At 52.8% G+C, this 24,646-nt stretch carries 28 protein-coding genes; 19 read left to right on the forward strand and 9 right to left on the reverse strand.

The window, feature by feature from the left end; genetic code table 11:
• Window positions 1–10: 10 nt before the first annotated feature.
• The 4 genes from ACR1UW_RS08780 to ACR1UW_RS08795 all read left to right on the forward strand — a co-directional run bounded on the left by ACR1UW_RS08780 (window position 11) and on the right by ACR1UW_RS08795 (window position 3,702).
• Complete coding sequence (locus ACR1UW_RS08780) at window positions 11–202, forward strand: hypothetical protein (RefSeq protein WP_049625267.1); 192 nt, start codon at window positions 11–13, stop codon at window positions 200–202.
• Window positions 203–665: 463 nt separating this feature from the next.
• Window positions 666–1,409: a CAP domain-containing protein gene (locus tag ACR1UW_RS08785; protein WP_498932959.1), complete on the forward strand. Its 744-nt coding sequence runs from the start codon at window positions 666–668 to the stop codon at window positions 1,407–1,409.
• 142 nt (window positions 1,410–1,551) lie between these two features.
• Window positions 1,552–2,817 carry an MDR family MFS transporter gene (locus ACR1UW_RS08790; RefSeq protein WP_498932961.1) on the forward strand — a complete coding sequence of 422 codons (1,266 nt, stop codon included), beginning with the start codon at window positions 1,552–1,554 and terminating at the stop codon, window positions 2,815–2,817.
• A gap of 138 nt (window positions 2,818–2,955) precedes the next feature.
• Window positions 2,956–3,702: a TcaA second domain-containing protein gene (locus tag ACR1UW_RS08795; protein ID WP_100659498.1), complete on the forward strand. Its 747-nt coding sequence runs from the start codon at window positions 2,956–2,958 to the stop codon at window positions 3,700–3,702.
• Here the strand turns inward: ACR1UW_RS08795 and ACR1UW_RS08800 are convergent.
• Entirely contained in the window at window positions 3,692–4,354 is a 663-nt protein-coding gene (locus ACR1UW_RS08800) for an SIMPL domain-containing protein (protein WP_053532519.1), read from the reverse strand. The two genes, ACR1UW_RS08795 and ACR1UW_RS08800, sit on opposite strands and share 11 nt — an antisense overlap.
• 20 nt (window positions 4,355–4,374) lie before the next feature.
• Window positions 4,375–4,503 (reverse strand): hypothetical protein, encoded by a 129-nt coding sequence (locus ACR1UW_RS08805; protein WP_255350121.1) that lies wholly within the window; start codon window positions 4,501–4,503, stop codon window positions 4,375–4,377.
• A gap of 157 nt (window positions 4,504–4,660) precedes the next feature.
• Between ACR1UW_RS08805 and ACR1UW_RS08810 the strand changes: the two genes are divergently transcribed.
• Both ACR1UW_RS08810 and ACR1UW_RS08815 read left to right on the forward strand, forming a co-directional pair.
• Window positions 4,661–5,308 carry a 5-bromo-4-chloroindolyl phosphate hydrolysis family protein gene (locus tag ACR1UW_RS08810; protein WP_498932964.1) on the forward strand — a complete coding sequence of 216 codons (648 nt, stop codon included), beginning with the start codon at window positions 4,661–4,663 and terminating at the stop codon, window positions 5,306–5,308.
• On the forward strand, window positions 5,305–6,501 hold the full coding sequence (locus ACR1UW_RS08815; RefSeq protein ID WP_498932965.1) for a toxic anion resistance protein: 1,197 nt from the start codon (window positions 5,305–5,307) through the stop codon (window positions 6,499–6,501). Before ACR1UW_RS08810 ends, ACR1UW_RS08815 begins: the two co-directional genes overlap by 4 nt.
• A gap of 158 nt (window positions 6,502–6,659) precedes the next feature.
• Here ACR1UW_RS08815 and ACR1UW_RS08820 read toward each other — a convergent pair whose 3' ends face one another.
• Window positions 6,660–7,169 (reverse strand): YndM family protein, encoded by a 510-nt coding sequence (locus tag ACR1UW_RS08820; protein ID WP_033016582.1) that lies wholly within the window; start codon window positions 7,167–7,169, stop codon window positions 6,660–6,662.
• A 293-nt stretch (window positions 7,170–7,462) separates the two neighbouring features.
• Between ACR1UW_RS08820 and ACR1UW_RS08825 the strand changes: the two genes are divergently transcribed.
• From ACR1UW_RS08825 to ACR1UW_RS08845, 5 genes are all read left to right on the forward strand, one after another.
• Window positions 7,463–7,657: a YozQ family protein gene (locus ACR1UW_RS08825; protein ID WP_498932967.1), complete on the forward strand. Its 195-nt coding sequence runs from the start codon at window positions 7,463–7,465 to the stop codon at window positions 7,655–7,657.
• A gap of 166 nt (window positions 7,658–7,823) precedes the next feature.
• The gene (locus tag ACR1UW_RS08830) at window positions 7,824–8,231 is read left to right on the forward strand and encodes a vWA domain-containing protein (RefSeq protein ID WP_289668858.1); all 408 of its coding nucleotides are present in this window, start codon (window positions 7,824–7,826) and stop codon (window positions 8,229–8,231) included.
• 174 nt (window positions 8,232–8,405) lie between these two features.
• Window positions 8,406–9,707, forward strand: coding sequence for an ammonium transporter (locus tag ACR1UW_RS08835; protein WP_096225392.1), 1,302 nt, complete (start codon window positions 8,406–8,408; stop codon window positions 9,705–9,707).
• Between the two features lie 17 nt (window positions 9,708–9,724).
• Window positions 9,725–10,777: a DUF294 nucleotidyltransferase-like domain-containing protein gene (locus ACR1UW_RS08840; RefSeq protein ID WP_498729169.1), complete on the forward strand. Its 1,053-nt coding sequence runs from the start codon at window positions 9,725–9,727 to the stop codon at window positions 10,775–10,777.
• Window positions 10,770–11,498 (forward strand): 3'-5' exonuclease, encoded by a 729-nt coding sequence (locus ACR1UW_RS08845; RefSeq protein WP_050368609.1) that lies wholly within the window; start codon window positions 10,770–10,772, stop codon window positions 11,496–11,498. Before ACR1UW_RS08840 ends, ACR1UW_RS08845 begins: the two co-directional genes overlap by 8 nt.
• Window positions 11,499–11,670: 172 nt before the next feature.
• On the opposite strand, the gene ACR1UW_RS08850 is transcribed toward ACR1UW_RS08845, so the two are convergent.
• The 3 genes from ACR1UW_RS08850 to ACR1UW_RS08860 all read right to left on the reverse strand — a co-directional run bounded on the left by ACR1UW_RS08850 (window position 11,671) and on the right by ACR1UW_RS08860 (window position 14,799).
• The gene (locus ACR1UW_RS08850) at window positions 11,671–12,141 is read right to left on the reverse strand and encodes a PCYCGC motif-containing (lipo)protein (protein ID WP_369806429.1); all 471 of its coding nucleotides are present in this window, start codon (window positions 12,139–12,141) and stop codon (window positions 11,671–11,673) included.
• A gap of 207 nt (window positions 12,142–12,348) precedes the next feature.
• Window positions 12,349–13,596, reverse strand: a complete 1,248-nt coding sequence (locus ACR1UW_RS08855) for an RNA-guided endonuclease InsQ/TnpB family protein (RefSeq protein ID WP_150825518.1) — start codon at window positions 13,594–13,596, stop codon at window positions 12,349–12,351.
• A gap of 231 nt (window positions 13,597–13,827) precedes the next feature.
• Window positions 13,828–14,799 carry an ABC transporter substrate-binding protein gene (locus tag ACR1UW_RS08860; protein WP_033008723.1) on the reverse strand — a complete coding sequence of 324 codons (972 nt, stop codon included), beginning with the start codon at window positions 14,797–14,799 and terminating at the stop codon, window positions 13,828–13,830.
• Between the two features lie 213 nt (window positions 14,800–15,012).
• Between ACR1UW_RS08860 and ACR1UW_RS08865 the strand changes: the two genes are divergently transcribed.
• The 8 genes from ACR1UW_RS08865 to ACR1UW_RS08900 all read left to right on the forward strand — a co-directional run bounded on the left by ACR1UW_RS08865 (window position 15,013) and on the right by ACR1UW_RS08900 (window position 22,030).
• The gene (locus ACR1UW_RS08865) at window positions 15,013–16,014 is read left to right on the forward strand and encodes a FecCD family ABC transporter permease (protein ID WP_033008726.1); all 1,002 of its coding nucleotides are present in this window, start codon (window positions 15,013–15,015) and stop codon (window positions 16,012–16,014) included.
• Complete coding sequence (locus tag ACR1UW_RS08870) at window positions 16,011–17,063, forward strand: FecCD family ABC transporter permease (RefSeq protein WP_033008729.1); 1,053 nt, start codon at window positions 16,011–16,013, stop codon at window positions 17,061–17,063. Before ACR1UW_RS08865 ends, ACR1UW_RS08870 begins: the two co-directional genes overlap by 4 nt.
• A gap of 18 nt (window positions 17,064–17,081) precedes the next feature.
• Complete coding sequence (locus ACR1UW_RS08875; RefSeq protein ID WP_033008731.1) at window positions 17,082–17,894, forward strand: ABC transporter ATP-binding protein; 813 nt, start codon at window positions 17,082–17,084, stop codon at window positions 17,892–17,894.
• Entirely contained in the window at window positions 17,894–18,631 is a 738-nt protein-coding gene (locus ACR1UW_RS08880) for an IucA/IucC family C-terminal-domain containing protein (RefSeq protein ID WP_033008732.1), read from the forward strand. Before ACR1UW_RS08875 ends, ACR1UW_RS08880 begins: the two co-directional genes overlap by 1 nt.
• A 134-nt stretch (window positions 18,632–18,765) precedes the next feature.
• Window positions 18,766–20,745: a putative bifunctional diguanylate cyclase/phosphodiesterase gene (locus tag ACR1UW_RS08885; protein WP_033008749.1), complete on the forward strand. Its 1,980-nt coding sequence runs from the start codon at window positions 18,766–18,768 to the stop codon at window positions 20,743–20,745.
• 77 nt (window positions 20,746–20,822) lie between these two features.
• Window positions 20,823–21,122, forward strand: a complete 300-nt coding sequence (locus ACR1UW_RS08890; RefSeq protein ID WP_033008733.1) for a DUF5634 family protein — start codon at window positions 20,823–20,825, stop codon at window positions 21,120–21,122.
• Between the two features lie 52 nt (window positions 21,123–21,174).
• Window positions 21,175–21,342 (forward strand): hypothetical protein, encoded by a 168-nt coding sequence (locus tag ACR1UW_RS08895; protein WP_033008751.1) that lies wholly within the window; start codon window positions 21,175–21,177, stop codon window positions 21,340–21,342.
• A gap of 61 nt (window positions 21,343–21,403) precedes the next feature.
• A complete protein-coding gene (locus ACR1UW_RS08900) occupies window positions 21,404–22,030 on the forward strand; it encodes a histidine phosphatase family protein (RefSeq protein ID WP_033008735.1) in 627 nt (208 codons plus the stop codon).
• Between the two features lie 249 nt (window positions 22,031–22,279).
• Here the strand turns inward: ACR1UW_RS08900 and ACR1UW_RS08905 are convergent, their stop codons facing one another.
• From ACR1UW_RS08905 to ACR1UW_RS08915, 3 genes are read right to left on the reverse strand one after another with little or no spacing between them, the layout of a single operon-like run.
• Window positions 22,280–23,674 carry a nucleoside recognition domain-containing protein gene (locus tag ACR1UW_RS08905; protein WP_289643980.1) on the reverse strand — a complete coding sequence of 465 codons (1,395 nt, stop codon included), beginning with the start codon at window positions 23,672–23,674 and terminating at the stop codon, window positions 22,280–22,282.
• On the reverse strand, window positions 23,643–24,377 hold the full coding sequence (locus tag ACR1UW_RS08910; RefSeq protein WP_289643981.1) for a FeoB small GTPase domain-containing protein: 735 nt from the start codon (window positions 24,375–24,377) through the stop codon (window positions 23,643–23,645). The genes ACR1UW_RS08905 and ACR1UW_RS08910 overlap by 32 nt, the downstream gene beginning before the upstream one ends.
• The gene (locus tag ACR1UW_RS08915; protein ID WP_289643982.1) at window positions 24,370–24,624 is read right to left on the reverse strand and encodes a FeoA family protein; all 255 of its coding nucleotides are present in this window, start codon (window positions 24,622–24,624) and stop codon (window positions 24,370–24,372) included. Before ACR1UW_RS08915 ends, ACR1UW_RS08910 begins: the two co-directional genes overlap by 8 nt.
• Window positions 24,625–24,646 lie beyond the last annotated feature (22 nt).

The raw sequence follows: 24,646 nt of genomic DNA on the forward strand, positions 1-24,646 counted from the left end.
CTTTAGCCGTGTGGAGTGTCAAAACCCGGCGCCAAAGGCGACGACGGCGGTATTTCAATGGAACAAGCCGCTCTTGGGCGTCTTTCGCACGAATCTCAATGAGGAGCTGCTTGACTCGCTCGTGGCGGACGAATGCGGAACGTTTGCGGTCGAGGTGAAGCCGAACGAAGTGCAAACCGTGCTTGTCGTTGATAAACAATAAGATGGTCATCAAAGCTGGGGCTTGCCGCCCCGGCTTTTCTGTTTGTAACAATAGGACAAGCTGTCCGTCTGTTTTGTAACAATACTGTAACAATTGTTAAATGAAACAGCGTGTTCGAGGGGTTGTCAACTCCCTTTTTGCAAGAAAAATATAGAATGATCGGCTGATAGAAGAAAAAAAGGAATGGAAGTGTGTGAAAGGATGACATCGCCAGCCGTTGCAACCGGCGGCTTAGGCGTTTATTTGGCAATGAAAACAAGCCTGTTTTTTGCCCATTTTTTCCAACAGTCCTTTTTCCCAAATTTAAACCAAAAATATTACAAAAAACCCGTGTTATAATGGGGGTGCAGGCAAGAGAACAGCTGGAACTGTTCCTAAACAGAACTTAAGTGGATGGCGTGACGATGAATAGAGAAAGTCTTTGAAACTTTGAAAATAGAAACGTTAAGAAGGAGGAATTCCGATGAAGAAAAAAATGTTAGCCACAATCGCCGCTTCGGTCGCACTTGTCGGCGCTTCGTTTGCGGCAACGACGAAAACGGAAGCGGCAGGGGTGACGTGTCCGACAGCGAACGTGTATCAAGTAAAATATACAAGCACTAACATTCAAGATTTCGAGAAATGGTTGAAACAATACTTCCCGTTTGTGTCGTTCCAACCGGCGAAACCGGCCGTGCAGCAACCGGCAGTGAAACAGCCGGCCGCAGCGAAACCGCAAGCTCCGGCAGCGGTCAAACAGCCGGCGGTTGCAAAACCGGCAGCCAATACGCAAGCGCCAGCGAAAAAACCGGCAACAGCGCCAACAACAACGACACAAAAAACAACCGGCTTGAACGCTTATGAGCAACAAGTCGTAGAACTGACGAACAAAGAACGGGCAAAATACGGTTTGCCGCCGCTTCAAGTCGACTTAGCTCTCAGCAAAGTCGCCCGCGAAAAATCGCGCGATATGGCGGTCCACAACTACTTCTCGCACAACAGCCCGACGTACGGCTCCCCGTTTGAGATGATGAAAAAATTCGGCATTTCGTACACAGCCGCCGGGGAAAACATCGCCAAAGGCCAACGCACCCCGCAAGAAGTCGTCAATGCGTGGATGAACAGTGAAGGCCACCGGGCGAACATTTTGAACAAAAACTTTACGCATATCGGCGTTGGTTTTGAAGAAAACGGCTATATTTGGACGCAACAATTTATCCGCAAGTAAGGCGGATGGTTGACGGTGATCCTGACCATCATGCAGATGGGCAGGGTTTTTTTGTACAAAAATATTTCGCTAACAACTTGGGAAACTATGCTATAATGGTCAACAGGCTGTAAAAAATGAGAAGATCGCGGGGGAGACACCAATGCGAATACGCGATTGGGATCACAACTTAAAAGCCCGCCTGTATGGCGAGGCGCTGATGAATACGACTTTTTGGATGTTTTTTCCGTTTATGGCCATCTATTTTGCAGACTCGTTTGGCAAAGAAACAGCCAGTATGTTATTGATTGTGTCGCAATTGTTTTCCGTGGTCGCCAATTTGATGGGTGGCTATTGCGCCGATGTGTTCGGGCGCAAGCGAATGATGGTGTTATCCGCTTACGGGCAGGGGGCGGCGTTTTTCGTCTTTGCCTTGGCCAGTTCCCCATGGTGGTCGTCGCCACTTGTCGGTTTTCTTTGTTTTACGTTTGCCGGCATTTGCGTCGCCTTTTATTGGCCGGCGAGCCAGGCGATGGTTGCTGACATCGTGCCAGAAAAAGACCGGAGCTACGTGTTCTCGGTGTTTTATACGTCGGTGAATATTTCGGTCGTGATTGGCCCGACGGTCGGCGGGCTGTTTTATGCTGATCACCTGTTTTGGCTGCTGCTTTTGGCGGCGTGCTCCTGTTTAACGATGGCGGCTGTGTTGGCCAGACGGCTGCGCGAAACAGCCCCGCATTCGGCGGGAGGACGGCGAACCGTGCCGTGGCTGCGGTTTTGGCGGGAACAAATAGGGCAGTATGCCGTCATTGTCCGCGACCGCACCTTTTTCTTGTTTATTATAGCCGGGGTGTTTGTCGCACAGACGTCTATGCAGCTTGATTTGTTGCTTCCGGTCTATATGAAAGAGACGCTTCATAAAGAAACGTTATGGGCTGGCTGGACGGTGGACGGCGCCAATGCTTTTGGCCTGCTCATTGCGGAAAACGGGCTGCTTGTGGCGCTGTGCACGGTCATGGTGACGCGGCAGATGGCGCGTTTTTCGGAGCGGTGGGCGTTTATCGGCTCGGCTGTTTTATATGGCATCACAATGTGGCTGTTTAGCCAAACATCGTCGTTTTTCGGATTTGCGGCGGTCATGGTGCTGTTCACCTTGGCCGAGCTGATGACGGCCGGTCTGCAGCAGTCATTTGTATCCAGGCTGGCACCTGAAGACATGCGCGGCCAATATTTTGCCGCCGCTAGCCTCCGCTTTACGATCGGGCGGATGGTGGCGCCGATGTCGCTTGCAGCCGCGACGTGGGTCGGCTATACATGGACGTTTGTTGGCCTTGGAATGCTGGCGCTCGCCAGCGCGGCGCTCTATGCATGGATGTTTCACCAGGCCAGGCAGCAAACAGAGCGGCCGGACATTTCCCTTTCCCAATGACGGGGGGCTATGCAAATGGCTACCCGTTTTTTTGTGTTCCCCAGTATAATAAAAAGCGTGTCGTTGTTCGTGTAACATATATTCCCTGTCTCTGACATAAAGTGGAACTAGACAGAGAGAAGGAGAGGGGAAGCCATCATGAAACTGCAACGGTGGGAAACGAACATAAACGGGGGGGAAGCGGACAACCGCGGCGGACAAGACGGCGCGGCGGCGTTGGCGCGTTATGAGAAACGGCAGCAAAAGCGCCTATTGTCCTGGGAAAAGAGAAAAAAACAATACCGTTTCATCGGCTGGCTTCTTTTGGCGGTCGCTGTCGCATGGGGGGCGGGCACGCTCGTTTGGAGCGGGTACGGAACATTAAAGACGGCAGCGAGCCGAGAGCTGGCCATCACGCGGTTGAAAGAAGCGATCGAAGACCGCGATGCGGCTGCCTTGCAAACGATGCTGAGAACGACCGATGAAACGGTGCCCATTAATGAGAAAACGCTCGCGCCGTTATTCGCCTATTTTGAACGGCATCCTGAGGCGTACGAAGCGCTCGATCAGGAGTTCGACCGCCAGCGTGAGGGGGGGCACGTGTATATTAAAGGATTGACGTCCCGCCCGCCGGTGTTTACGATTCATGTGTTTGAGGATCGGTATGTGTTTGAGCCAGCCCTCTATTTTCTCCATGTCCGCGTCGATGATCCGGAGGCGTCGCTTGTCGTCAATGGGGTGAAAGCGGAAGAGGAGGCGACGAAAGACCCATTTGTCAAAAAAATCGGCCCGTATTTGCCGGGCGCGTACACTGTAACCATTGTCCATTCGAATGGGAAAAAGAAAACCATCCGCGTTGAGCTGTTTGGCGGCGCCCGCGTCCATGAGGTCGATATCACGAAATGAACGAATAAGCAAATACCGCTTCCACGACGGCGGTAATGACAACATCTTGCGTCTGTACAGGCGGCGCTGATGAGGAAATGCTGAGAACAGCCGGATTGTATGGCGCCGGCCGAGGCGATGACTGTTCTTTCAGTTCAATCGGCGTGTCATAAAGAGGCAAGCTGAGAGCGCGGGCGATGGCCAGCGCTTTTTCTTTGGCGTGTTTCACGGCCAATGCCAACGCTTGCTGGTAATAGGCTTGTTCGTTTGCTAGACGGAATTCCAAGCCGCGGGCGAGGTTTGCTCCACGGGCAACGGCCGCCTCGTAAATGGCGCCGGCTTTTTTAGGATCGCGGACGGTGATTTCCAGCCAATGTTCGACTTCATAGCCAGATAAAGCGGTTGTTCCGTTATGATGTTCGTATGTTGGCCGGATGGAAAACGATGTCGTTTCAATGTCTTCTATTGGAATGTCAAGCGCCTTTAATGCTTCGGTGACGGCATTGGTGCGTTTGGCATTGTCAGTCAGGGCTTCTTGGATGTTGTGATGTTCTGTATGAACGCCGATTGCGATGAGGACGGTATCCGGTTTGGCGATGACGGTTCCTTGGCCAGTGATGGTCAGTGTGGGGCGAGAAGCGGCAGGGGGAGCGGGACGATGCCATGACTGCATTTCATTCCCTCCTTCCACCATTAGGCAGCTTTTTGATCCTCGTCCGCCGCTTGCCAATAGTAGACGCGCGGCAGGCCGACATAGCACCAATATTCCTTCAACAGCGAGATCACGACAAAGGAGGCAAATTGCCAGTCGATCGAATTCATCCCCATTTCTCCTTTCGATGGTTTCACTATAGCTTATTCGAAGCAGCCATTGTCCTATGCGCGCCGTCCAGTTGGTGATGAAACTTCTTTGGGCGCTTGTACGTATCATGGCGTGGACATGTTATAATGGAAGAAAAGATGAAGAAAGGGATGGACAATGAAGCAACTGCTTCGCACGATATGGCGCTGGTTCGTTTCATGGAACGTTGGGATCATCGTTGCAGTTACGGTATTTATTGCCGCCGATTTTCACGTCTTGCCCTCGCTTTTATCAGGAATGGGAGCGATGTGGGGGGTGTCCGCTGTGATGAAAAGGCGGCATCGCCGTTTGGCAGCTGACGTACCGACCGAGGAGCAGGCATACGTTCGCAGCCAGCTTGGCGAGGCGCGCGCGTTATGGAAGCGGCTGCGCCGGGCCCGCTATCGGCTTCGTTCGGTGACGATGTGGCAAACCGTTTCCCGATTGAGTGCCATCGTCGATCGGATCATTCGCGCGGTCGAGCAGCAGCCGCACCAGCTTCGCCTCGCCCAGCCGTTTTTCTTAAATGAGTGGCCGACGGCGGTGGAAATGGTGGAAAAATACGTATACTTGTCGCAGCAGCCGGTGCAAAATGCGGAAATGGCCGCGGCGCTGCAACAAACGGAGCGGTTGCTTGGCGAGCTGACCGAAGCGGCGGAGCGGCAGCTGCTCGAAGTGTTATCAAACGACGTTTGGTCGCTGCAAACCGGAGCAAAAATGCTTGAGCAGTCGTTGCATCAATCATCGGCCCGGCTTCATTTGCCGTTGTCAAAGAAAGGAGAATGACGGTGGACGAACGGAATCATGAGATGGAGTCACTCGAACAGCTTCATGAACGGAAACGGACAAGCATGCTTGACGATCTGCTGGCCCAGCCGTTTTCCCCGCTGGCCGCCCCCCAGCTTGAAGAAGGGGAAACGACGGCTAACGCGCTCGATGCGCTCAAACCGGAGCATCGGGAAAAAGCATTGGCGCTGGCCCGACAAATCGATCCGGCCAACCACCAGGCCATTTTGCAATACGGGGTGGCGGCGCAAGCTGAGCTGTCCAAGTTTTCCCATACGATTTTGCATCATGTGCAGACGAAAGACACCGGTCCGGTCGGTGAAGTGATCAGCGAGCTGATGGCGAAAATTAAGGAAGTCAATCCCGATGATTTAATGCCGGCGAAAAAAGGGTTTTTGTCCCGCTTGTTTGGCACAGTGGCCAAGCCGCTGCAAGGGATGGTGGCGAAATATCAAAAAATCGGCGTTGAAATCGACAAAATCGCCGACCAGCTGGAAAAACACCGGCATTTGTTGTTTCGCGACATCATGATGCTCGAGACGCTTTACGAGAAAAATAAAGAGTATTTTGAGGCGCTCAATATTTATATTGCGGCCGCGGAATACAAGCTGGAGGAGCTGCGGACGAAAACGATCCCGGAAAAGCAAGCGGCCGCCGAGCGCTCCGGCGACCAAATGGCTTGGCAAGAGGTGCAAGATTTGCGCCAGTTTGCCGACCGGCTGGAAAAGCGGGTGCACGACTTAAAGCTCAGCCGGCAAGTGACGATCCAGACCGCGCCGCAAATCCGCATGATTCAGCATATGAACGAGACGCTCGTCGAGCGCATCCAGTCATCGATTTTAAACGCGATTCCGCTTTGGAAAAACCAAGTCGTCATCGCGTTGACGCTGTTTCGACAACAAAAAGCGGCGGAGGCGCAAAAACAAGTTGCTGAAACGACGAATGAGCTGCTGTTGCGCAACTCCGAGCTGTTAAAAACGAACAGCATCGCAATCGCCAAGGAAAATGAGCGCGGCTTGGTCGACATCGAAACGCTGAAGCGGACGCAAGAAAACTTGATCGCCACGCTTGAGGAGACGTTGAAAATTCAAGCGGAAGGCCGTTTGAAACGGCAGCAGGCCGAACGCGAACTGGCGGCCATGGAAGCGGAACTGAAACAGACGCTTCTGTCTTTGAAGCGGCCGGAGCGTTAGGGGATCGCTTGCCCGCGGCTCGGCGCATAGAAAAGGGTGCCTGCCACGAGATGGGCACCCTTTTCGTCGTTTTGCGCGGCCGTCTTGTTTCGGCCGCAGGCGGTTGTGCAGCCAAGAGCCGCCGTTCGATGGCGTTTTGCGCTAGGCGGCCTCCTCGCCTACAAAATCGGGGGGTTGGGCGGTTCTTGCTTCGGCCGGTCTTCGTCGTCCACCCGTTCGTCTTCGCGGCCATCGGGGCGGGCGGTGCGGATGTCAAACTCTTCCGCCGCTTCCGTCTGCCACTGGCGGCCGATCAGCGGCACCCCTTCCTCGCCATGTTGGCCGATGACAAAACGCAACACATAGCCATGGAACAACAGCTCCCCTAATGCGGCAAGCAAGGCCGAGAAAAAGGCCGCATTGATCATAGCGCCCCCTGCACCGTCATAAAACGCGCCAACGCCGATCCAAGTAGCGACAAACACTAGGCCGAAATCGGCGATCGTCGCCGAGACGTTGCCGAGGCGCGGCAAGACATACAAATCGCCGAGCGCGTAGGCGACTAGCGTCAGCCAAAGGCTGAACCATAATAGTTCCGCGGACGATATGCGCAAAAACAACGGCAAAATGGCGAACATCACGGTAGCCGTCAGCAAATACTTCAGCGCCAATGCGAGCAAATGTCTCATCTTTGCGCCGCCGTCCTCACTCTGCAGGGGAGTTCGGGCCCTCTAATTTTTTATCTCCGTACCCCGGTTGCTTTTCCATATTTTTTGCCGGCTGTTGTTTTTTTCGTTGCTGCTCCAAGCTGTCGTTTTGTTGTGGCTGTCTCATTGGCCATCATCCTCTCTTTTGGTTGTTTACCGTTAGTTTGCCGCATTTGTCTTGATGTATACATGTATTATCCATAAACTTCCTCTTTTTATTTTTCATCCCTGTTTCACATTAATATAATGAACGATGTGAACAGGGAGGAAAGCGAATGGCAGAGAACAAACAATCGCTTGAGGTGGCCGGGCGCCAGTATGATCCGTCTGATTACAAGTCAGCCGCGGCTCTCGGCGCCGGGTTGGCCGAGACGCATGAACAAGTAAGCGACGTCTACGCGGAAGGGACGATCGAGGCGGCGGCCGAGCAAGAAAACGCGCCAGACATTCCCCTGTCCCCGCCGGAGTAAAAGCCGAAACGCCAAGGATTCGCTCCTTGGCGTTTCCGCTGATGGCTAAGGCTGTCCATCGGTGAGAAATGAAAGGGCAAAAGGAAAGAAAAACAGTTCGTACTTTCTGATTTCGCTGTCTATACTAGTAATGCGCACGGCGATTTACACAAGGGGGATGATCATCGTGAGATGGCAGCGGGCTTTATTGGCGTTGCTCAAAGAGCGGAAAGACCATTCCATCGCGTTGGCGATCGACACATCAAACCGCCCGGCGCGGCCTGTGCTTATTCAAAACATTGTCAAGCTGTTTGAGAAACTGCGCCCAGACACGCTGCTTGTGCAGGCGGACTTCAAGATTCGCGATGTCTCGCCGGTTGGCGTAGCTGCGATCAAGTATTTCACACACGGGAAGTCGTCGTATACTGAAGTGCTCGAGTGGGCCGCTGCGCAAAAAATCGATACGTTGTTTTACATCACCGATGTAACCGGCTATTTTTATGAAGAACTCGAAGTCGACTATGAAGTGTTTTGGCTTGTGCCGGACGATTACATGCCGCGCGTGCCGTTTGGCAAGCCCATTCGTGTGGCGTAACACTGTGAGGAATGCCCCTCGTGATGAGGGGCATTCTTTTTTGTTAAGAAATTTAACAAACTTTTTGTGTTTGAAACCGATTTCAACCAAAAACACGTGTTGCTTTTGGTTGGTTTATGTTATATATTATGACATATAAAAGGGATGATAAATGACAAAAGGGGGATGCGTAAAATGGATGAAAAAACGTTGACGCTTGGGCTGGATGCCCTCTGGGTCATGCTTTCGGCGGTGCTCGTCATCGGCATGCAGGCAGGGTTTGCTTTGCTTGAGGCCGGATCAACGCGCATGAAAAACTCCGGACATGTGGCTGGCAAACAAATTTTAAGCTTTGCCATCGCCTCATTGGCGTTTTGGGCGTTCGGCTTTGCGATTACGTTTGGGGCTGGGAATAGCTTCATCGGGACGGAAGGATGGTTTTTAAAAGAAGGAAAAGGAACGTTTGACTCGTTGTCGTGGGCGAATGTGCCGCTCGAGCTGAAATTTTTATTCCAGCTCGGCTTTGCCGGCGTGTCGCTGGCCATCGCTTGGGGCGGCTTCGCTGAGCGGGCGAAACTGTCTGTTTATTTTCTTTTCGGCACGATTTTTACGATCGCCATTTACCCGGTGATCGGCCATTGGGTGTGGGGCGGCGGCTGGCTTGGAAAAATAGGAATGCAAGATTTCGCCGGTTCGACCGTTGTTCACTTGCAAGGAGCGATTGCGGCGCTCGTGGCTACAATTTTGCTCGGCCCGCGCATCGGCAAGTTCAATAAAGATAAGACTCCAAACGTCATTCCTGGGCATAACCAAGTATATACGGTCATTGGCGGATTGATTTTATGGATCGGCTGGTTCGGCTTTAACGCTGGCAGCACGATGGCGGTTGGCGACGGATTTTTCGGCTATGTCGCGCTGACGACGAATTTGGCCGCCGCGGCGGGAGCGATCGCCGCGATTGTGACGGCGAAAATTTTGGTCGGCAAAGCGGACATTCCAGCGATGGTCAACGGCGTGCTCGCGGCTTTGGTTGCCATTACCGCCGCGTGCGCGTTCGTCGAACCGTGGGCGGCGGTTGTGATCGGTGCAGTGGCGGGGTCGTTTACGTTCTGGACATCCATCTACTTTGAACGCAAAGGGATTGACGATCCGATTTATGCTTTTTCCGTCCATGGTGTCGCTGGCATTATTGGCACGATTTCAACCGGGTTTTTCGCCTCGCCGCGTTTAGTCGAGATCACGGGCATCGGGAAGGCTGGACTGTTTTACGGCGGCGGATTTGATCAGCTGATTGTGCAAACGGTCGGGGTGCTCGGCGCTGCGGTGTATGTCGCTGCTGTTTCGTTTGTCATCTTATATGCCCTGAAGAAAACGATCGGGCTGCGTGTCACGGCGGAACAAGAAATTTCAGGTCTTGATATTAGCGAGCACGGTTCTTATGGCTATCCGGAACAGCTCGATCCGGCGTATCAGCCCAAGACCCTCGCCCAGCAGTAGCCAGGAGGGGAAAGGTGATGGAATCGTTGGCGGCAAAGGTGGTCGAGCGGCTAAACCGAGCCGAGTCGGCCGCCGAACTTCGTTTTTGCCACGATGAACTGGCGCGCGAACTGCGGCGCTGTTTGACGCTTGAACAAATGGAGCAGCTTGCAAGCGACATCGTTTGTGTGCATGAAGCCATCCTTCGCCGCGCGTTTTTCCTTGCGGAGCGGGAGACGATGAAACGGTCGGTCGGCATTCGTCCCCCGGCGTGGTGCTGGTATGTGATGGGAAGCATCGGCCGGTGTGAGCCGACGATTTGGACGGACCAGGACCACGGCGTTTTATTCGACTGTCCTGAGGAAGAGGAGGCGGCTTGTTATGAATTCATTCGCCATATGGCGGCGGTTGGGGTGGACATGTTGCATGAGGCTGGGTATCCGTACTGCTCCGGTTACGTGATGGCGACGAACAAGCGGTGGGCGCAGTCGGTCCGCGGTTGGGAGCAACAACTTTCTTCCTATTTCGAAAGCGGGTGGCCGAACGACATTCGTTTTTTGTTGATCGCGATGGATATGCGGCCGCTTTATGGAGACGCCGAACTGGCCGAGGCGGGGAGGCGGACGCTGTTTGCCGAGATCGCTGACCGGCCGCCGCTGTTGGCGCGCATGGGGGAGCACGTTCAATTTCCTCCGGTTCCGCTCGGTTGGCTGGGCAACGTGCAAACGGAGAGATGGGGGCCGCACAGTGGGGCCGTTCATATGAAACAAAGCGGCTACGTGCAACTCACCAACGCCTTAAAATGGTTAGCCTGTTTTGCGCGAGTCCCAGCGGCGGACACGGCAGAGCGGCGGCGGGCGCTTGAGGCGGCGGGCGTATTGACGGCACCGCTTTCCACCGCCGTTGGCGAGGCGCTGTCTGTTTACTATTCGATTCGTCTCAAGTACAGCACCGAGGCGAGGGATGGTCGTGAATATGTGTTATGGCGGACGCTTGAGCGGACAGAGCAAAAGCAGCTGAAGCAAGCGATGCGCACCGCAAAACGGTTGCAGCGCTTTGTCGCCCGGCAGGTGGCTCGCATTCATGCATGAGCGGCACCGTTTTTGGCAGCGGGCGCTCCGCTTGTTGTCGCTTGGCATCCCTCGTGAAGCATCATCCGCCCTATTCGGCAACGATCATTCGCTGCAGCAGGAAATGTGGCTGCGCTCGCTGCAAAAGGAAAAACAGCACATCATCAATTGGCATGACCGTTTGACTGACATCCCGTTTGTCATCATCGATATGGAAACGACCGGCTTTTCCCCGGAGCAAGGCGATGAAATTTTGGCCATGGCGGCAGCGAAAACGGTCGGAGGAGCCGTGACCGATATGTACATGACGCTCGTCAAGCCGGAAAAGCCGATCCCGCAACACATCTCCGCCTTGACCGGCATTGAGGCGAAGGATGTGGTGTTCGCTCCGCCGCTTGCCGAGGCGCTGCGCACGTTTGTGCCGTTTATTGCCACAGGCGTTTTAGTCGGCTATCATATCGGCCATGATTTGGCGTTTTTGCGCCATGCCCTTTGGCGCCATTATCGGCAAAAATGGAGCGGACGATTTCTTGACTTGCAGCCGATGATGACGCTGATCGGCCATTCGTGCCCGACGTTTGACGATGCGTTAGCTTGTTACGGCATCCGTTGCCCGCGCCGCCATACGGCCGACGGCGATGTCGAAGCGATGACGAAGCTATGGGCGATTTTGCTTAAGGAGCTTCACGGGCGCGGCATCGATACGTTGCACGATTTGTACGCGGCGCTCAGCCGCCACTGACGCTCCTAGGCAGGGCAGAGGGCTGGAAGGTTGGTGGAGAATGGTCATTGTTCGCCAAGCGATCGAGTTCGCCGTGAACAAAGAGTTGATTTTACAGGATCAATGTCGTTTTGGCCTAGGGCATCGGCTGAACGAAAAAAAAGCGCCAAGTTTGGCGCTTTTTTTGCTGGTATTAGAGCGGTTTGGTCGGCGTCGGTTCGGCGTAGCCTTCTTTATATTTTTGATCGATCATATGCCGAATGTCTTTGATCGATTTCCCTTGATCGTAAGCGGCGATCGATTCGGCGGCGATCTCCAAGCAGACGCCGCATTTGGTCGCATGATCATCCCAGACGACCGAGCCGTCTTGTTTATTTTCATAGACGAAGCAGTCGTAATTGTTCTTATGGCCAGCTGATTGCCCGCAGCCGCAATAGCAAGGGATATTCTCAAGCAGCTCGCGGTGTTCGGCCGCCTGCTGGTACAAGACCGCCATCTCTTCTTCAAACGCGCTCAAAAAGCTTGGCAAATGCTCGATCGATTTTGTTGTTTCGCGAATATCGCCAGTAGCTGTTTTCGTTATATGCGAATGGCTTTGTTCTTGGCTGTTGCCATCTGCGCAGCCTGACAGAAGAACGCTAAACGACAACATACATGCCGCCATCCATACTGGACGTCTCAAATTTCTTCTTCCTTTCTTTTTGGTCGTTTCCTGGCTCGGTTATTGACAGTTTGAATGTATCATACTTTGTCTTGGGCGGCAACCATCTTGTAGCTAGGCGCGCTGCGCTCACCATTCCGGCGTGAACTACCCCCACTTAATTTTCTAGCGAAAATTTGAAGTGGGGGCTTCCAAAGAAGTTTGACTGCTTCAAGCAATCCTTATTCTTTGAGGCGTGTCCACTTCGCCGCTAGAGCATAAGACACTCAGGTCTACAGCTTTACTTTTCTTTAAGATGTTTAATGCGCCATTGACATCAGCATTAATTAGTTTGCCAGACTTTGTTCGATACAAGCCGCGCTTAATACGTTTGCCGCTGAACTTATATTCTTTTGGATTGTCGGCATTATATTCAGGAATCTCATCGCCGTCAAAAAAGCTGGCTTGAGACGTATATGATTCTTCCTGTTTCAAGAATTCAATGCCGTAAAATTTACAAAGATATTCTAGTTTTTCTTTTATGTTACCGAGAGGAATATTGACAAAGTTTTGATTTGTCTTTTTTCCTAGATTCATATTGCGTTGCCATGTTTCCGCATAGCCAATGACAAGTTTGCCAATTTGATTTTCAATACAGTAGTTAATGATGTAACGGCAAGTCTTGTTGATATAATCATTCACTTTATTATTGCGATTCATAGCAAGCAAAGCCTGTTTACGAGTGGTGCCTTTGATTTTTTGCTTATCTTTTATGCTTTGAAGTCTGGCATTTTCTTTGTTAAACCATTGATTTATACTTTTTAATCTCCGCCCATCAATGATAAATGATCTGCCGTCTGATGTGACACAAGTGGCAAGATTGTTTAATCCTAAATCAATTGCCAGTGCTTTTTGGTCGTTTAATTCTCTTTGATCTTCAGGCATTTCATATTTGTACTGAATCTCAAAGAACCTGGCATGATGCTTAGGAATGATTTCAATCTGCTTAATCTTTTTGTCCAGTAACACAGGCGGAATCGTTATCGTGATAGGCTTGTGAGTCTTTTTAAATAGGCGAGAATACGGTATCGTGAATTTGTTGCCGTCTATACGAATCTGGCCAATGATCAGTGAATGAAAGCCATCTTTTTTAAGATATTTTGGAATACTGATAGCCTTGTGGTCATATTTTCCTTGTTTGGCAAGACTGATCAAACCAAAGAAAGATTTAAAGGCTTCATTGACCTTTTTTAAAATTTGCTGTGCCATGTTGCTGTTTAACAGCTTATAGTTTTCGTTAGTTTTGGCAAGATGATAATTTTTCTCATAATTAAGAAATTCCTTGTGTTCAAAATAGTATTGTCTGACATTGTACAATCCGACGTTGTACATGTTCTTGGCAATATGGCACAGTTCTCGAAGAGTCAAGTATTCTTCTTTGGTCAAACCATTTAGCTGTTGTTTGATACAAAAATACATTTTTTCACCTCCCATCTAACTATATGATACTATATTTTACTGAATCTATCCTAATTTTCAGCAAAATATAGTTAAGGCGATTCATCTCCCACTTACTCCGCTTCGCTTCGTTGAAGTGGGAGTCTTCTCGCCTAATTAAGATAAAAATGGCTGATCAAGGCAGTGCGTTTTCAATAAGAAAAAAGAAGACGATGCAAAGGAAGAAGAGGCTTTGCATCGTCTTTCACTGCATTACTGGCCTTGCAGAAAATATTTTTCAATATCATCCAACATCAAGTGGGCCGCAAGTACTCCGCCAGCCGTGTTCCAAATCGTGTCGCTCACTTTGTACACTTTGCCTTGTTTCGCGACGTTTAAGTTTTGAAAGAGCGGGTCGTTGATCCATTCTTTTTCGATTTCGCTTGCTTTGCCGTCGCCGGTTTCATATGTAAAGTAGAACAAGATATCGCCATCCATGGCTGGGATGCGTTCTTTCGTCACGCCGGTTTCCGCAAAGTCGTTTACGTTTTGCGATTCCGGGCGGGCGAAGCCGAGTTGGTCTAAAATGACGCCGGAGAACGAGTCTTTATGGTAAATGCGCACGTCGCCGGCCATAAAGCGGACGATCGATACTTTCATCTTCAGCTTATCGCCAAGTTTCGCTTTTAAGTCTTCGATGCGCTTGTCGTATTCAGCGATGACTTGCTTTCCTTTCTCTTCTTTGTTCACGGCTTTTGCATAGAGCATGAAGTTGTCTTTCCAGTTGCCGCGCAGCGTTTCTGAGAACACGGTCGGAGCGATTTGTTTCAGTTGCTCGTAAATTTTTTCATGGCGCATTTTGTTGCCGATGATCAAATCCGGTTTCAAGGCGGCGATCGCTTCCACGTTTGGCTCCGATTCGAGACCGAGCTCTTTGACGCCATCCATTTGGTCTTTAATGTGGTCGTACCACGGATCGCCCGTCCACGATTTGACCGCGCCGACCGGTTTCACGCCTAGCGCGAGCAGCGCTTCCGTTCCTTCGTTCGTTAAAATGACGACCCGTTTTGGCGTCCCTTTGATTTCTGTTGTTTCCATGGCGTGTTCGACCGTATAGCTTCCTTCAGATTTCGGTTCCTTGTTTTCTGCCGGCTCGGCCGTTTCTTCCTGTTTTCCGCCGCAGCCGGCAAGAAGAAGGAGAGAAAGGATGAAGGCGGACAGAAGAGTGAGATGTTTCCGTTTCACAGTGAAATCCCCCCTTATTGTTGATAATGAGTTTCATTTACGCTAATATCATAAATAACAGCGATAATCATTGTCAATAAAAAATGAAAAAATGAAAAAATCATGAGAATATCATAAAAAAAGATGGCGAAAAACATTGACGATGAGAGTCATTATCAAATAGACTTAACGTATAGATTATAGAATGAATGAAGCAAGGGAGATCGCGGGGGAATGTTCGCAACAAACCGTCAAAAAATGATTGGCCTCATCGGTTTGCTAATAGTGCTGCTTGCCGCCATGTGGATGAGCATCGTTTGTGGATATACCGACACGAGTTGGCGGCAGGCGGTGGCGGCTCTTATCGACAATAACGGATCGAACGCCCATTTAGTCGTGGCGACGGTTCGGCTGCCGCGAGCGTTGATTGCGGCAGCCGTTGGCGCAAGCCTAGCGATGGCCGGGGCGCTCATGCAAGCGCTGACGCGAAACCCGCTCGCTTCGCCAGGCATTTTTGGCATTAACGCCGGGGCCGGTTTTTTCATTGTTGTGATGGTCACCTTTTTTTCCATTTCTTCATTGCAAATGTTGTCATGGATCGCGTTTATTGGGGCGGCGGCCGCGGCGGCGATCGTGTTTGTGATCAGCGCCGCAGGGAAAGACGGGCTGACACCGCTGAAGATGACGCTTGCCGGCACGGCGGTCGCGGCTTTATTTGCCTCGCTGACGCAAGGAATGTTGGCGATGAACGAAAAGGCGCTCGAAGAAGTGCTCTTTTGGTTGGCTGGGTCAGTCGCTGGACGAAAGCTGGAGCTGTTGGCCGCCGTTTTTCCGTATTTGGCTGCCGCTTGGCTTGGGGCCATGTTGCTGGCGCGCCATGTCAACATCTTAATGATGGGAGACGATGTAGCGAAAGGACTCGGGCAGCGGACGAATGTGATCAAGGCTGCTGCCGCCCTGTTAGTCGTGCTGCTTGCTGGCGGTTCGGTCGCTGTGGCCGGCCCGATCGGCTTTGTCGGCATCATGGTGCCGCATATGGCGCGGGCGTTGGCCGGCGTTGACCACCGCTGGCTGCTTCCATACTGCGCCTTGCTCGGCGGAATTTTGCTTTTGGCTGCTGATATTGGGGCGCGTTACGTGCTCATGCCGCGCGAAGTGCCGGTCGGCATCGTCACGGCGTTGATCGGCGTTCCGTTTTTCGTCTACATTGCCCGCAGGGGGATCACCGCAAAATGAAAAAATACGTCACGGTTCGGATGGGAAACTATGTATCGTTTTTGTATGACAAAAAAGCTGCCGTCGTGATCACTGCGTTCGGGGCGGCGGCGATTCTGCTTTTTCTCGTCAGCATCGGCAGCGGGGAGATGCGCATTTCGCCGTTTGAAGCGGCCGCTGCGCTGCTCGGATACGGGGAGGAAATGCATCAGACGGTCATTTTGACGTTCCGCCTGCCGCGCGTGTTGGTTGCCTGGCTGGCCGGAATGGCGCTTGCGGCCGCGGGCGCGATTTTGCAAGGGATGGTGCGCAATCCGCTTGCTTCGCCGGATGTGCTCGGCATCACCGGCGGGGCGGCGGCCGCGGTCGTCGCTTTTTTGGCGCTGTTTAGCGATGAAAACAACTCCCTCACCGTCAGCATCCACTGGCTGCCGCTTGCCGCCTTTCTCGGCGCTGCGGCCGCTGCTTGGTTCGTGTATATGCTCGCGTGGAAAAACGGTCTCGCCCCGCTTCGGCTTGTGCTGATCGGCATTGGCATTTCCGCGCTCATGCAGGCAGTGACGACGCTGCTCATGATCGTCGGGCCGATTTACCGGGCGAGCCAGGCGAACGTTTGGATCACCGGCAGCGTATATGGCGCATCTTGGCAGCACGTTTCGCTCATGGCGCCATTGGTCATTGGGCTGCTCCTTATGGCCATGCTCGCAGCCCGACACGTCAATGTGCAGGAGTTAGGAGGCGAGCTGGCGGTTGGGCTTGGCAGTGCAGTCGAACGGCAGCGGCTCGGGCTTGTGCTGCTGAGCACCGCGCTCACCGGGGGGGCGGTGGCGTTTGCCGGCGGCATCGGGTTTGTCGGGCTGATGGCGCCGCATATGGCGCGCCGGCTTGTTGGTTCGGCGTTTGGTGCGCTGCTTCCGACGGCGGCGCTGTTAGGCGGCGTGCTCGTCATGGGGGCGGATCTCGCCGGGCGGATGCTTTTGGCGCCGACGGAAATCCCGGCCGGCGTATTTACGGCCGCACTTGGTGCGCCATATTTTATTTATTTGTTGTACCGAACCCGGAAACCATAAATGAAGGAGGGGGCAAACATGCACGCGCTGCAGGCGAAAGAATTGACATTGTCGTACGGGGATGCGCTCATTATCGATCGGTTGAACTTGACGATTCCAAAAGGGAAAATCACGGTGTTCATCGGCGCGAACGGCTGCGGCAAGTCGACGTTGCTGCGCGCCTTGGCTCGTCTGTTGAAGCCGGCAGGCGGCGCTGTCTTGCTTGATGGAAAAGAGATTGCCAAGCAGCCGACCAAGGAAATCGCCCGCCGTTTGGCCATTTTGCCGCAGTCGCCTGTGGCTCCGGAAGGATTGACGGTCCTTCAGCTCGTCAAGCAAGGGCGTTACCCATATCAAACGTGGCTCAAGCAATGGAGCGACGAAGATGAGCGCGCCGTTGCGCGCGCTTTGTCAGCAACAGGACTGACAGAGCTTGCCGAGCGGCCGGTTGATTCGCTGTCCGGCGGCCAGCGCCAGCGCGCATGGATTGCCATGACGCTGGCGCAAGAAACGGACATCATCTTGCTTGACGAGCCGACCACTTACTTAGATTTGGCGCATCAAATTGATATTTTGGATTTATTGTTCGAACTCAATGCAACAGAACAGCGGACGATCGTCATGGTGCTTCACGATTTAAATTTGGCGTGCCGCTATGCGCATCATCTCGTCGCCATTCGCAACAAAACGGTGTACGCCGAAGGGAAGCCGGAGGATGTCATTTCCCGCCAGCTCGTGAAAGATGTGTTCCAAATGGACTGTCAAATTACGTACGATCCGCTCTTTGGCACTCCGCTTTGCATTCCGTACGGCAAAGGGCGGCGCATCCTACAGAAAGAAGGCGTATCGTGATGAGGTTAAGTGAAGAAGAAGTGAAAGCGTTGGAAACGTACCGTTTTTCGAGCGAAGCTGCTGATGTCTCGTCATCGATGTTGTTGGCCCGGCTGCTGAATGATGACGGGCAGCTCGCGAAGTATGTGGCGCACGTCCGCGCCGAGATGGGGGCGGCAAACGACGCGGTTGCCGCTTCGATGCTCGTCAAGCGCCTAAGCTTTTTGGCGCCGATGGCCTTATACGCCATGTCGGTGTGGAACAAGCGGCTTGTGCTCGATCCTGAGCGAATTTGGCTTGATACGGACGGCGAAGGGGAAATGTGGATGCCGCGCTTTCGCCTTGCGCCGCCGGAAGCGGAGATGTGCGGCATTGAGCGCAGCGGTTGGCGCGAGCAGGCCGTTCGCGACGTGTTCGTCGGCTTGTTCGCTCCGCTCATCGTCCGGTTGCGGCGCCTGACGCGTGTATCGCCGCTCATCTTATGGGAAAATGTCGCGATTTATGTGTACTGGGTATATGAACGTTGGCTTGAGGATGAGTCGCTTGCCCCGGTCGCCGACCGGCTGCGCGATGATTTTTATTTCCTTGTTTATGACGCAGACGGCCGCCTGTTTGGCCAAAAAGACAATCCGCTCCGTCGCTTTTGGAAAGGCGCGAGCGGCATGCAGCGGACAACGTGCTGCCTATACGTGCAAACCAACGGGGGGACATGCTGCCAAACGTGCCCACTCAAAGCCCGCCAGCGGCAAACCGGGTGACCGGAAGGCCGCCGGTGGGCAGTTCCATATTTTTGACAAAATGTTTGCGAAATTTGTTGATTTTTGCCGTGATTTTCGTGAAAATGGAAGTGTGGACATCGCTTATTTTGGTGAAACGGCGAGGTAGCAATTGCATGGACAAATATACGGCCTTTTTCCATCACTTCACAGAAGCAGTGGTCATCTTGAATTTGCAAGGCGTGATCATTTACAACAATCCGGCTTTTGCCGGCTTGGCGCTGAGTGAAGAAGAACAGAGGACGCTGTCCGTCGAAGGACGGGCGTTGGTTGAACGGGTGAAACAGCGCCCGGCTGCCTTTCGCTGGGAGTTGCTTGACGGCTTATTGGTTGCGGGCGTGTCGCCGATCATCGGTGAAAACGGACAGACGGCCGCCGTCTTATGCGTTCTTCGCCGCCAAGCGGAGGAGAGCGGCCTGCAAGCGCGGCTTGCCGAAGCGGAACGGCGTCTGCAGCTGATTGTTGAGCATTCGAACGATTACGTGTTGATTTTTTCTCCCAATCGTGAGTTGTCATACATTCCGCCGTCATGGAAGCGAAAAACAAACAAGCGTCTTCCAGTGTCATACGAAGAGGTGCTGACATTTGTCCACCCTGATGACGCCCCGGTCGTGGCACAAAAATTGGCTGAGCTGTACGATACATACGAGACGCAATCCGCCGAATTTCGCAAGCAAGGCGAGAAAGGCGAATGGGTTTGGATGGAGGCGCAAGGGAAGGCGATCATCGATGAAGCGGGGACGCTCGATTGCGTCATTGTAACCGTGAAAAACATCAGCGAGCGGAAACGGTATGAAGAGAAGCTCCGTCAGCTTGCCTACTTCGATTCGCTTACCGGCATCGCCAACCGCAGCTATTTCGAGCGGCATATTCATGAGCTGATCGCGAGTCAGACGCCGTTTGCTCTTTGTTATTTGGATTTTGACAAATTCAAATGGATCAACGATCATTTTTCCCATCAAGCCGGCGATTACTTTTTGCGCGCGGCGGTCAAGCGCGTCGAGCGGGCGTTGCGTCCCGGCGACTTTTTTGCCCGCATCGGCGGTGATGAGTTTGTTCTCTTGCTGCCGAACATAACGAAAACAGAGATGACCGCCTTGGCGGAACAGCTTGTCAGTTCGTTTCACGAGCCGTTTTATTACGAAAAACAGCTGATTCAATCAACATTGTCGATCGGCATCGCTTTTTTCCCGAAAGACAGCGATCGGATCGAGCAAGTGATGAAATACGCCGATCAAGCGTTGTACGAAGTGAAAGAGCGGGGGCGGAACGGCTATGCCTTTTACCGGCCGACCGAGCATCGGCAGGCGGTGATTGAGCAAGATTTGCCGTTTGCTATTATGCGCGGGCAGTTGTATTTATGCTATCAGCCGAAAGTGCAACTTGCTAAAGGAAAGGCGATGGGGGTTGAGGCGCTTTTGCGCTGGCGTCATCCGTCGCTCGGTGAAATTCCGCCGCTCGATTTCATTCCGTTGGCGGAGGAAAGCGGGTTTATTTTTGAAATTACATTATGGGTGTTGGAACAGGCGTCCCGTCAAGTGAAAGAGTGGGAAAGAAAATCTCCGGGCCTCAAGCTCGCAGTCAACTTGTCGCCGTTTTTGCTCAATCGTCCGGAGCTCATCGAGCATGTGAAGCGCATTTTGCGGGAGACGGGGCTTTCGCCCGATCGTCTCATTTTGGAAGTGACCGAAAGCGGACTGATGGAAAACATCGAAACAGGGCAGCACATTTTAACCGAATTGCAACGTCTCGGTGTGCAGGCGGCGATCGATGACTTTGGAACCGGTTTTTCATCGTTGGCTTACATCCGCAATTTGCCGGTGTCGCTGTTGAAAATCGACCGCAGTTTTATTCAAGGCATTGCGGAAAATTCGAAAGATGCAACGATCGTTGATACGATCATTCATTTAGCAAAAAGCCTGGATATTGAAGTATTGGCCGAAGGAGTGGAGACCGAATCGCAGGTGGCGCTTCTTTCGCAAATGCATTGCGACTACGCGCAAGGATTTTATTTCAGCCGCTCGCTCGAAGCGGAAAAGTTGCAGCAATGGCTTGAGGAGTACAACCGCACGGCTTGCAATGGGCCTTCGTCATAAGTCGGTCATTTCCACTCATGAGTTTCCTCGGCTTGCCGCAAACTACACTTGATGACTAGGCAAGAGGAGGAAAAACCATGGAATTTGCGCCAAGAAGCGTTGTGATCGAGGAGTTCATCGACACGCTTGAGCCGATGATGGAAGCCTATGGACTCGACCAAGTCGGCATTTTTGAAGAGCATGGTGAAGGCAATCGCTATTATATCGGTTATACGATCAACAAAGACGACGAGATGATCACCATTCACATGCCGTTTGTCAAAAACGAACGCGGTGAACTGGCGCTTGAGAAGCAGGAATGGACCGTTCGAAAAGACGGTCGGGAGAAAAAAGGCTTTCATTCGCTGCAAGAGGCGATGAAAGAAATCATCCATTAACAAGCAGGCGGCCCAGCTCGGCCGCTTTTTCGCCATCGAAAGGGAGAGGATCATGATTGCGGAACTTCAGATCGCGGATGAGAAAACGGCCGCTATGGTGCTGCGCCTGCAGCGGCGCGCGTATACGATCGAGGCGCAGATCATCGGCAGCACGGCGCTCCCGCCGCTTCACGATACGATCGCTTCTCTGCAACGATGCGGCGAGCGCTTTTTTGGCTAGCTTGCCTGAGCAGGCGATTGAATGATCGATAGATGAATAGAGAGGAGAAGCAAAGGAACACATGGGGACAACCTTGTATTTGACCAGACATGGGGAAACGAAGTGGAACGTCGAAAAGCGGATGCAAGGATGGCAAGACTCGCCGCTCACGGAAAAAGGGCGGCAAGACGCCATGCGGCTTGGAAAGCGGCTTGAAGCGGTGGAATTGGCCGCGATTTACACAAGCACAAGCGGCCGGGCGCTGGAAACGGCCGAGCTCGTCCGCGGCGGGCGGCTCATTCCGATCTATCAAGACGAGCGGCTGCGCGAGATTCGTCTTGGCGATTGGGAAGGCAAGACGCATGACGAGATCCGGGAAATGGATCCGATCGCGTTCGACCATTTTTGGAACGCCCCCCATCTGTACGCTCCACAGCGTGGCGAGCGGTTTTGCGACGTGCAACAGCGGGCGCTTGAAGCGGTGCGGCGCATCATCGAGCGGCACGAGGGAGAAACGGTGTTAATCGTCACCCACGGCGTCGTGCTGAAAACGCTTATGGCGGCGTTCAAGGGCGCGCCGCTTGACCAGCTGTGGGCGCCGCCGTATATGTACGGCACGAGCGTGACGATTGTGGAGGTGAATGCGGACGTGTTTCACCTGGTTGTGGAAGGCGATGTTTCCCATCTAGAAGAAGTCAAGGAAGTATAGATAGGGAAGAAGGATGGAGAATTGGAGGCGGCGCTGTTTCTTCGGTTCATCGCCATAATATGCGCTTGGCCAATCGGATCGGTTTCTTGCGCCATCATGCAACCTCATTCATGATTCAAGAAATGGATGAAAGCTATGAGTGGGCGCCTTCCAGTACAACGTTTGGTGAAGAACTGCTTTTTCTTATCAAGTCTAGTTGTCCAAAAAAACAGCCCCGTTTCCCTCGATCGGGAAGCGGGGTTGCGCCGTTTATACGAGCCCGAGCCATCTCACAAGCTGTGCGGTCGTAAAGGTGACCGCAATGGCAATCGCTGTCGGCAAGGCAAAGGCGACGAACGTCCATTTTGCGCTTTTCGTTTCTTTGTAAATGTTGACGAGCGTCGTGCCGCATGGGTAGTGAAGCAGGGAAAACAGCATCATATTAAGGGCGGTGAGCCACGTCCAGCCGTGGTCGAGCAAAAGTTGTTTAAGAGAATGCAGACCATCGGCTTCGATGAGCGCCCCCGCGGATAAATAGCCCATCAGCAAAATCGGCACGACAATTTCATTGGCTGGCAAGCCTAAAATGAACGCCATCAAAATGTAGCCATCCAATCCCAATGATTGGGCAAATGGGTCAAGCCAGTGGGCGAAAGCGGCCAGCGCGGTTGTGTCGCCGATATGAAGATTGGCGAGAATCCATGTGATTACGCCGGCTGGCGCCGCAACCGTTACCGCCCGTTTCAGCACATAAAGTGATTTGTCGAGGGTGGCCCGGATGATCGTCTCCATGATTTTCGGGCGTCGGTACGGCGGCAGCTCCAGCGTGTAATGGGTCGGAATGCCGCGCAAGGCCGTCTTGGATAAGACCCATGAAACGGTCAACGTGACGACGATGCCAAACAACACCATGGCGACGACCACACCTGCTGTCACGAACGTGTTCCATCCACCTGTATAGCCGGCTGCCATAAATAAGGAAGAAAGCAAAATCAGCGTTGGCCAACGTCCGTTGCACGGGACGAAGTTGTTCGTCAAAATCGCGAGCATCCGCTCGCGCGGCGATTCGATAATGCGCGTCGACATGATGGCCGCCGCGTTGCAGCCGAAGCCCATGGCCATCGTCAGTGATTGTTTGCCATGCGCCCCCGCTTTTTTAAACAAGCGATCCATGTTAAAGGCGACACGCGGCAAGTAGCCATAATTTTCGAGCAAAGCGAATACGGGAAAGAAAATCGCCATCGGCGGCAGCATCACGCTGACGACCCAAGCCGTGCCTCTGTATAGACCAAGCACAAGGAGGCCGTGCAGCCAGTCGGGGGCGTGCATCGCTTGAAACGCCATGGTGAGATACGTTTCGATCGTTCCGAACAAGCGGGCGAGCGAATCGGAAAATACGTTGGCGCCGGCGATTGTCATGTACAGGACAGCGGCGAGCAGCGCCAGCATAATGGGAAATCCCCACCGCTTCGACGTGACGATCCGGTCAATTTGTTCCGTTCGATCGCGTTTTGCGGCCGCTGTATGCGTGACACATTCTTGAGAAAGCGCAGCGGACGTTTGGAAAATGGCAGACACGATCTGTTCACGCGTGTCAGCCGGTGCTAATGACTTGGCTTCGTTCATGAGCTGGTCAAACTGATTTGACAGATCCGCAGCAGGCATACGCGTTCCCCTCCTTGATCAATCGTTGCGGCGGTTGTTTCAGCGCTTGAAGCAGCGATGCATCACCGTCAAGGAGACGAAGAGCGATCCAGCGAGCAGGATGCGTGTCACCCATCAGTTCCTTGACAAGGGGCAAGAGCTTGGCAATGCCTCGTTCGATTTCCGGGCTGTACCGGATGGAAAGCGGGTTGGTGTTGATGCGGCCATGCGCCATGGCATCCACTGTATCAAGCAGTGCATCGATTCCTTCCCGGTTGCGGGCCGAAATCGGCACGACCGGCACGCCGAGTTTGACGGCTAATTTTTTTGTATTGATATGAATGCCTTTCTTTTTCGCTTCATCCATCAAATTGATAGCGATAATGACGCGGTCGGTCATTTCCAATACTTGAAGCGCTAGATTCAAGTTGCGTTCTAATGCCGTCGCATCGACGACAACGACCGTGACGTCAGGACGTTGAAACAGAAGAAAATCGCGCGCCACCTCTTCATCGGCTGAATTGGAATAGAGCGAATACGTTCCCGGCAAGTCGACGATCCGGTACAACGTGCCGCGGTGGCGGCATTCTCCTTCGGCATGAGTGACCGTTTTCCCGGGCCAGTTGCCGGTATGTTGGCGCAGGCCCGTTAAGACGTTGAACAACGTGCTTTTGCCGGTGTTCGGATTTCCCATTAAGGCAATCGTATACGTCATATCAGTCATGGTCGATCTTCTCCCCGTAAATATAGTCGCTTTCTTCTTTCCTTAATGCGATCGTCGTGCCACAAACGCGATAGGCGGTCGGGTCGCCAAGCGGGCTTCTTTGTCCAACCTTCACTTCCCCGCCGGGTACAAATCCCAAATCAAGCAATCGTCGTTTTAACACAGGATCAGGAACATCAACCTTTTCGATGCGAAAGCGATCACCCGGTTTCGTATCGGAGAGGCGGCAGTGTTTTGCTTTTGCCATAAAAGTTTCCCTCCGGTTAATA

This window comes from Geobacillus lituanicus (assembly GCF_050994965.1).
In the GTDB taxonomy this organism is placed as follows: Bacteria; Bacillota; Bacilli; order Bacillales; family Anoxybacillaceae; genus Geobacillus; species Geobacillus stearothermophilus.

What these genes read in the sequence shown, in the direction of transcription:
- ACR1UW_RS08785 (WP_498932959.1), top strand. Translation starts at nt 666, where the DNA reads ATGAAGAAAAAAATGTTAGCCACAATCGCCGCTTCGGTCGCACTTGTC.
- ACR1UW_RS08790 (WP_498932961.1), top strand. Translation starts at nt 1,552, where the DNA reads ATGCGAATACGCGATTGGGATCACAACTTAAAAGCCCGCCTGTATGGC.
- ACR1UW_RS08795 (WP_100659498.1), top strand. Translation starts at nt 2,956, where the DNA reads ATGAAACTGCAACGGTGGGAAACGAACATAAACGGGGGGGAAGCGGAC.
- ACR1UW_RS08800 (WP_053532519.1), bottom strand. Translation starts at nt 4,354, where the DNA reads ATGCAGTCATGGCATCGTCCCGCTCCCCCTGCCGCTTCTCGCCCCACA.
- ACR1UW_RS08805 (WP_255350121.1), bottom strand. Translation starts at nt 4,503, where the DNA reads ATGAATTCGATCGACTGGCAATTTGCCTCCTTTGTCGTGATCTCGCTG.
- ACR1UW_RS08810 (WP_498932964.1), top strand. Translation starts at nt 4,661, where the DNA reads ATGAAGCAACTGCTTCGCACGATATGGCGCTGGTTCGTTTCATGGAAC.
- ACR1UW_RS08815 (WP_498932965.1), top strand. Translation starts at nt 5,305, where the DNA reads ATGACGGTGGACGAACGGAATCATGAGATGGAGTCACTCGAACAGCTT.
- ACR1UW_RS08820 (WP_033016582.1), bottom strand. Translation starts at nt 7,169, where the DNA reads ATGAGACATTTGCTCGCATTGGCGCTGAAGTATTTGCTGACGGCTACC.
- ACR1UW_RS08825 (WP_498932967.1), top strand. Translation starts at nt 7,463, where the DNA reads ATGGCAGAGAACAAACAATCGCTTGAGGTGGCCGGGCGCCAGTATGAT.
- ACR1UW_RS08835 (WP_096225392.1), top strand. Translation starts at nt 8,406, where the DNA reads ATGGATGAAAAAACGTTGACGCTTGGGCTGGATGCCCTCTGGGTCATG.
- ACR1UW_RS08840 (WP_498729169.1), top strand. Translation starts at nt 9,725, where the DNA reads ATGGAATCGTTGGCGGCAAAGGTGGTCGAGCGGCTAAACCGAGCCGAG.
- ACR1UW_RS08845 (WP_050368609.1), top strand. Translation starts at nt 10,770, where the DNA reads ATGCATGAGCGGCACCGTTTTTGGCAGCGGGCGCTCCGCTTGTTGTCG.
- ACR1UW_RS08850 (WP_369806429.1), bottom strand. Translation starts at nt 12,141, where the DNA reads ATGGCGGCATGTATGTTGTCGTTTAGCGTTCTTCTGTCAGGCTGCGCA.
- ACR1UW_RS08855 (WP_150825518.1), bottom strand. Translation starts at nt 13,596, where the DNA reads ATGTATTTTTGTATCAAACAACAGCTAAATGGTTTGACCAAAGAAGAA.
- ACR1UW_RS08865 (WP_033008726.1), top strand. Translation starts at nt 15,013, where the DNA reads ATGTTCGCAACAAACCGTCAAAAAATGATTGGCCTCATCGGTTTGCTA.
- ACR1UW_RS08870 (WP_033008729.1), top strand. Translation starts at nt 16,011, where the DNA reads ATGAAAAAATACGTCACGGTTCGGATGGGAAACTATGTATCGTTTTTG.
- ACR1UW_RS08875 (WP_033008731.1), top strand. Translation starts at nt 17,082, where the DNA reads ATGCACGCGCTGCAGGCGAAAGAATTGACATTGTCGTACGGGGATGCG.
- ACR1UW_RS08880 (WP_033008732.1), top strand. Translation starts at nt 17,894, where the DNA reads ATGAGGTTAAGTGAAGAAGAAGTGAAAGCGTTGGAAACGTACCGTTTT.
- ACR1UW_RS08885 (WP_033008749.1), top strand. Translation starts at nt 18,766, where the DNA reads ATGGACAAATATACGGCCTTTTTCCATCACTTCACAGAAGCAGTGGTC.
- ACR1UW_RS08890 (WP_033008733.1), top strand. Translation starts at nt 20,823, where the DNA reads ATGGAATTTGCGCCAAGAAGCGTTGTGATCGAGGAGTTCATCGACACG.
- ACR1UW_RS08895 (WP_033008751.1), top strand. Translation starts at nt 21,175, where the DNA reads ATGATTGCGGAACTTCAGATCGCGGATGAGAAAACGGCCGCTATGGTG.
- ACR1UW_RS08900 (WP_033008735.1), top strand. Translation starts at nt 21,404, where the DNA reads ATGGGGACAACCTTGTATTTGACCAGACATGGGGAAACGAAGTGGAAC.
- ACR1UW_RS08905 (WP_289643980.1), bottom strand. Translation starts at nt 23,674, where the DNA reads ATGCCTGCTGCGGATCTGTCAAATCAGTTTGACCAGCTCATGAACGAA.
- ACR1UW_RS08910 (WP_289643981.1), bottom strand. Translation starts at nt 24,377, where the DNA reads ATGACTGATATGACGTATACGATTGCCTTAATGGGAAATCCGAACACC.
- ACR1UW_RS08915 (WP_289643982.1), bottom strand. Translation starts at nt 24,624, where the DNA reads ATGGCAAAAGCAAAACACTGCCGCCTCTCCGATACGAAACCGGGTGAT.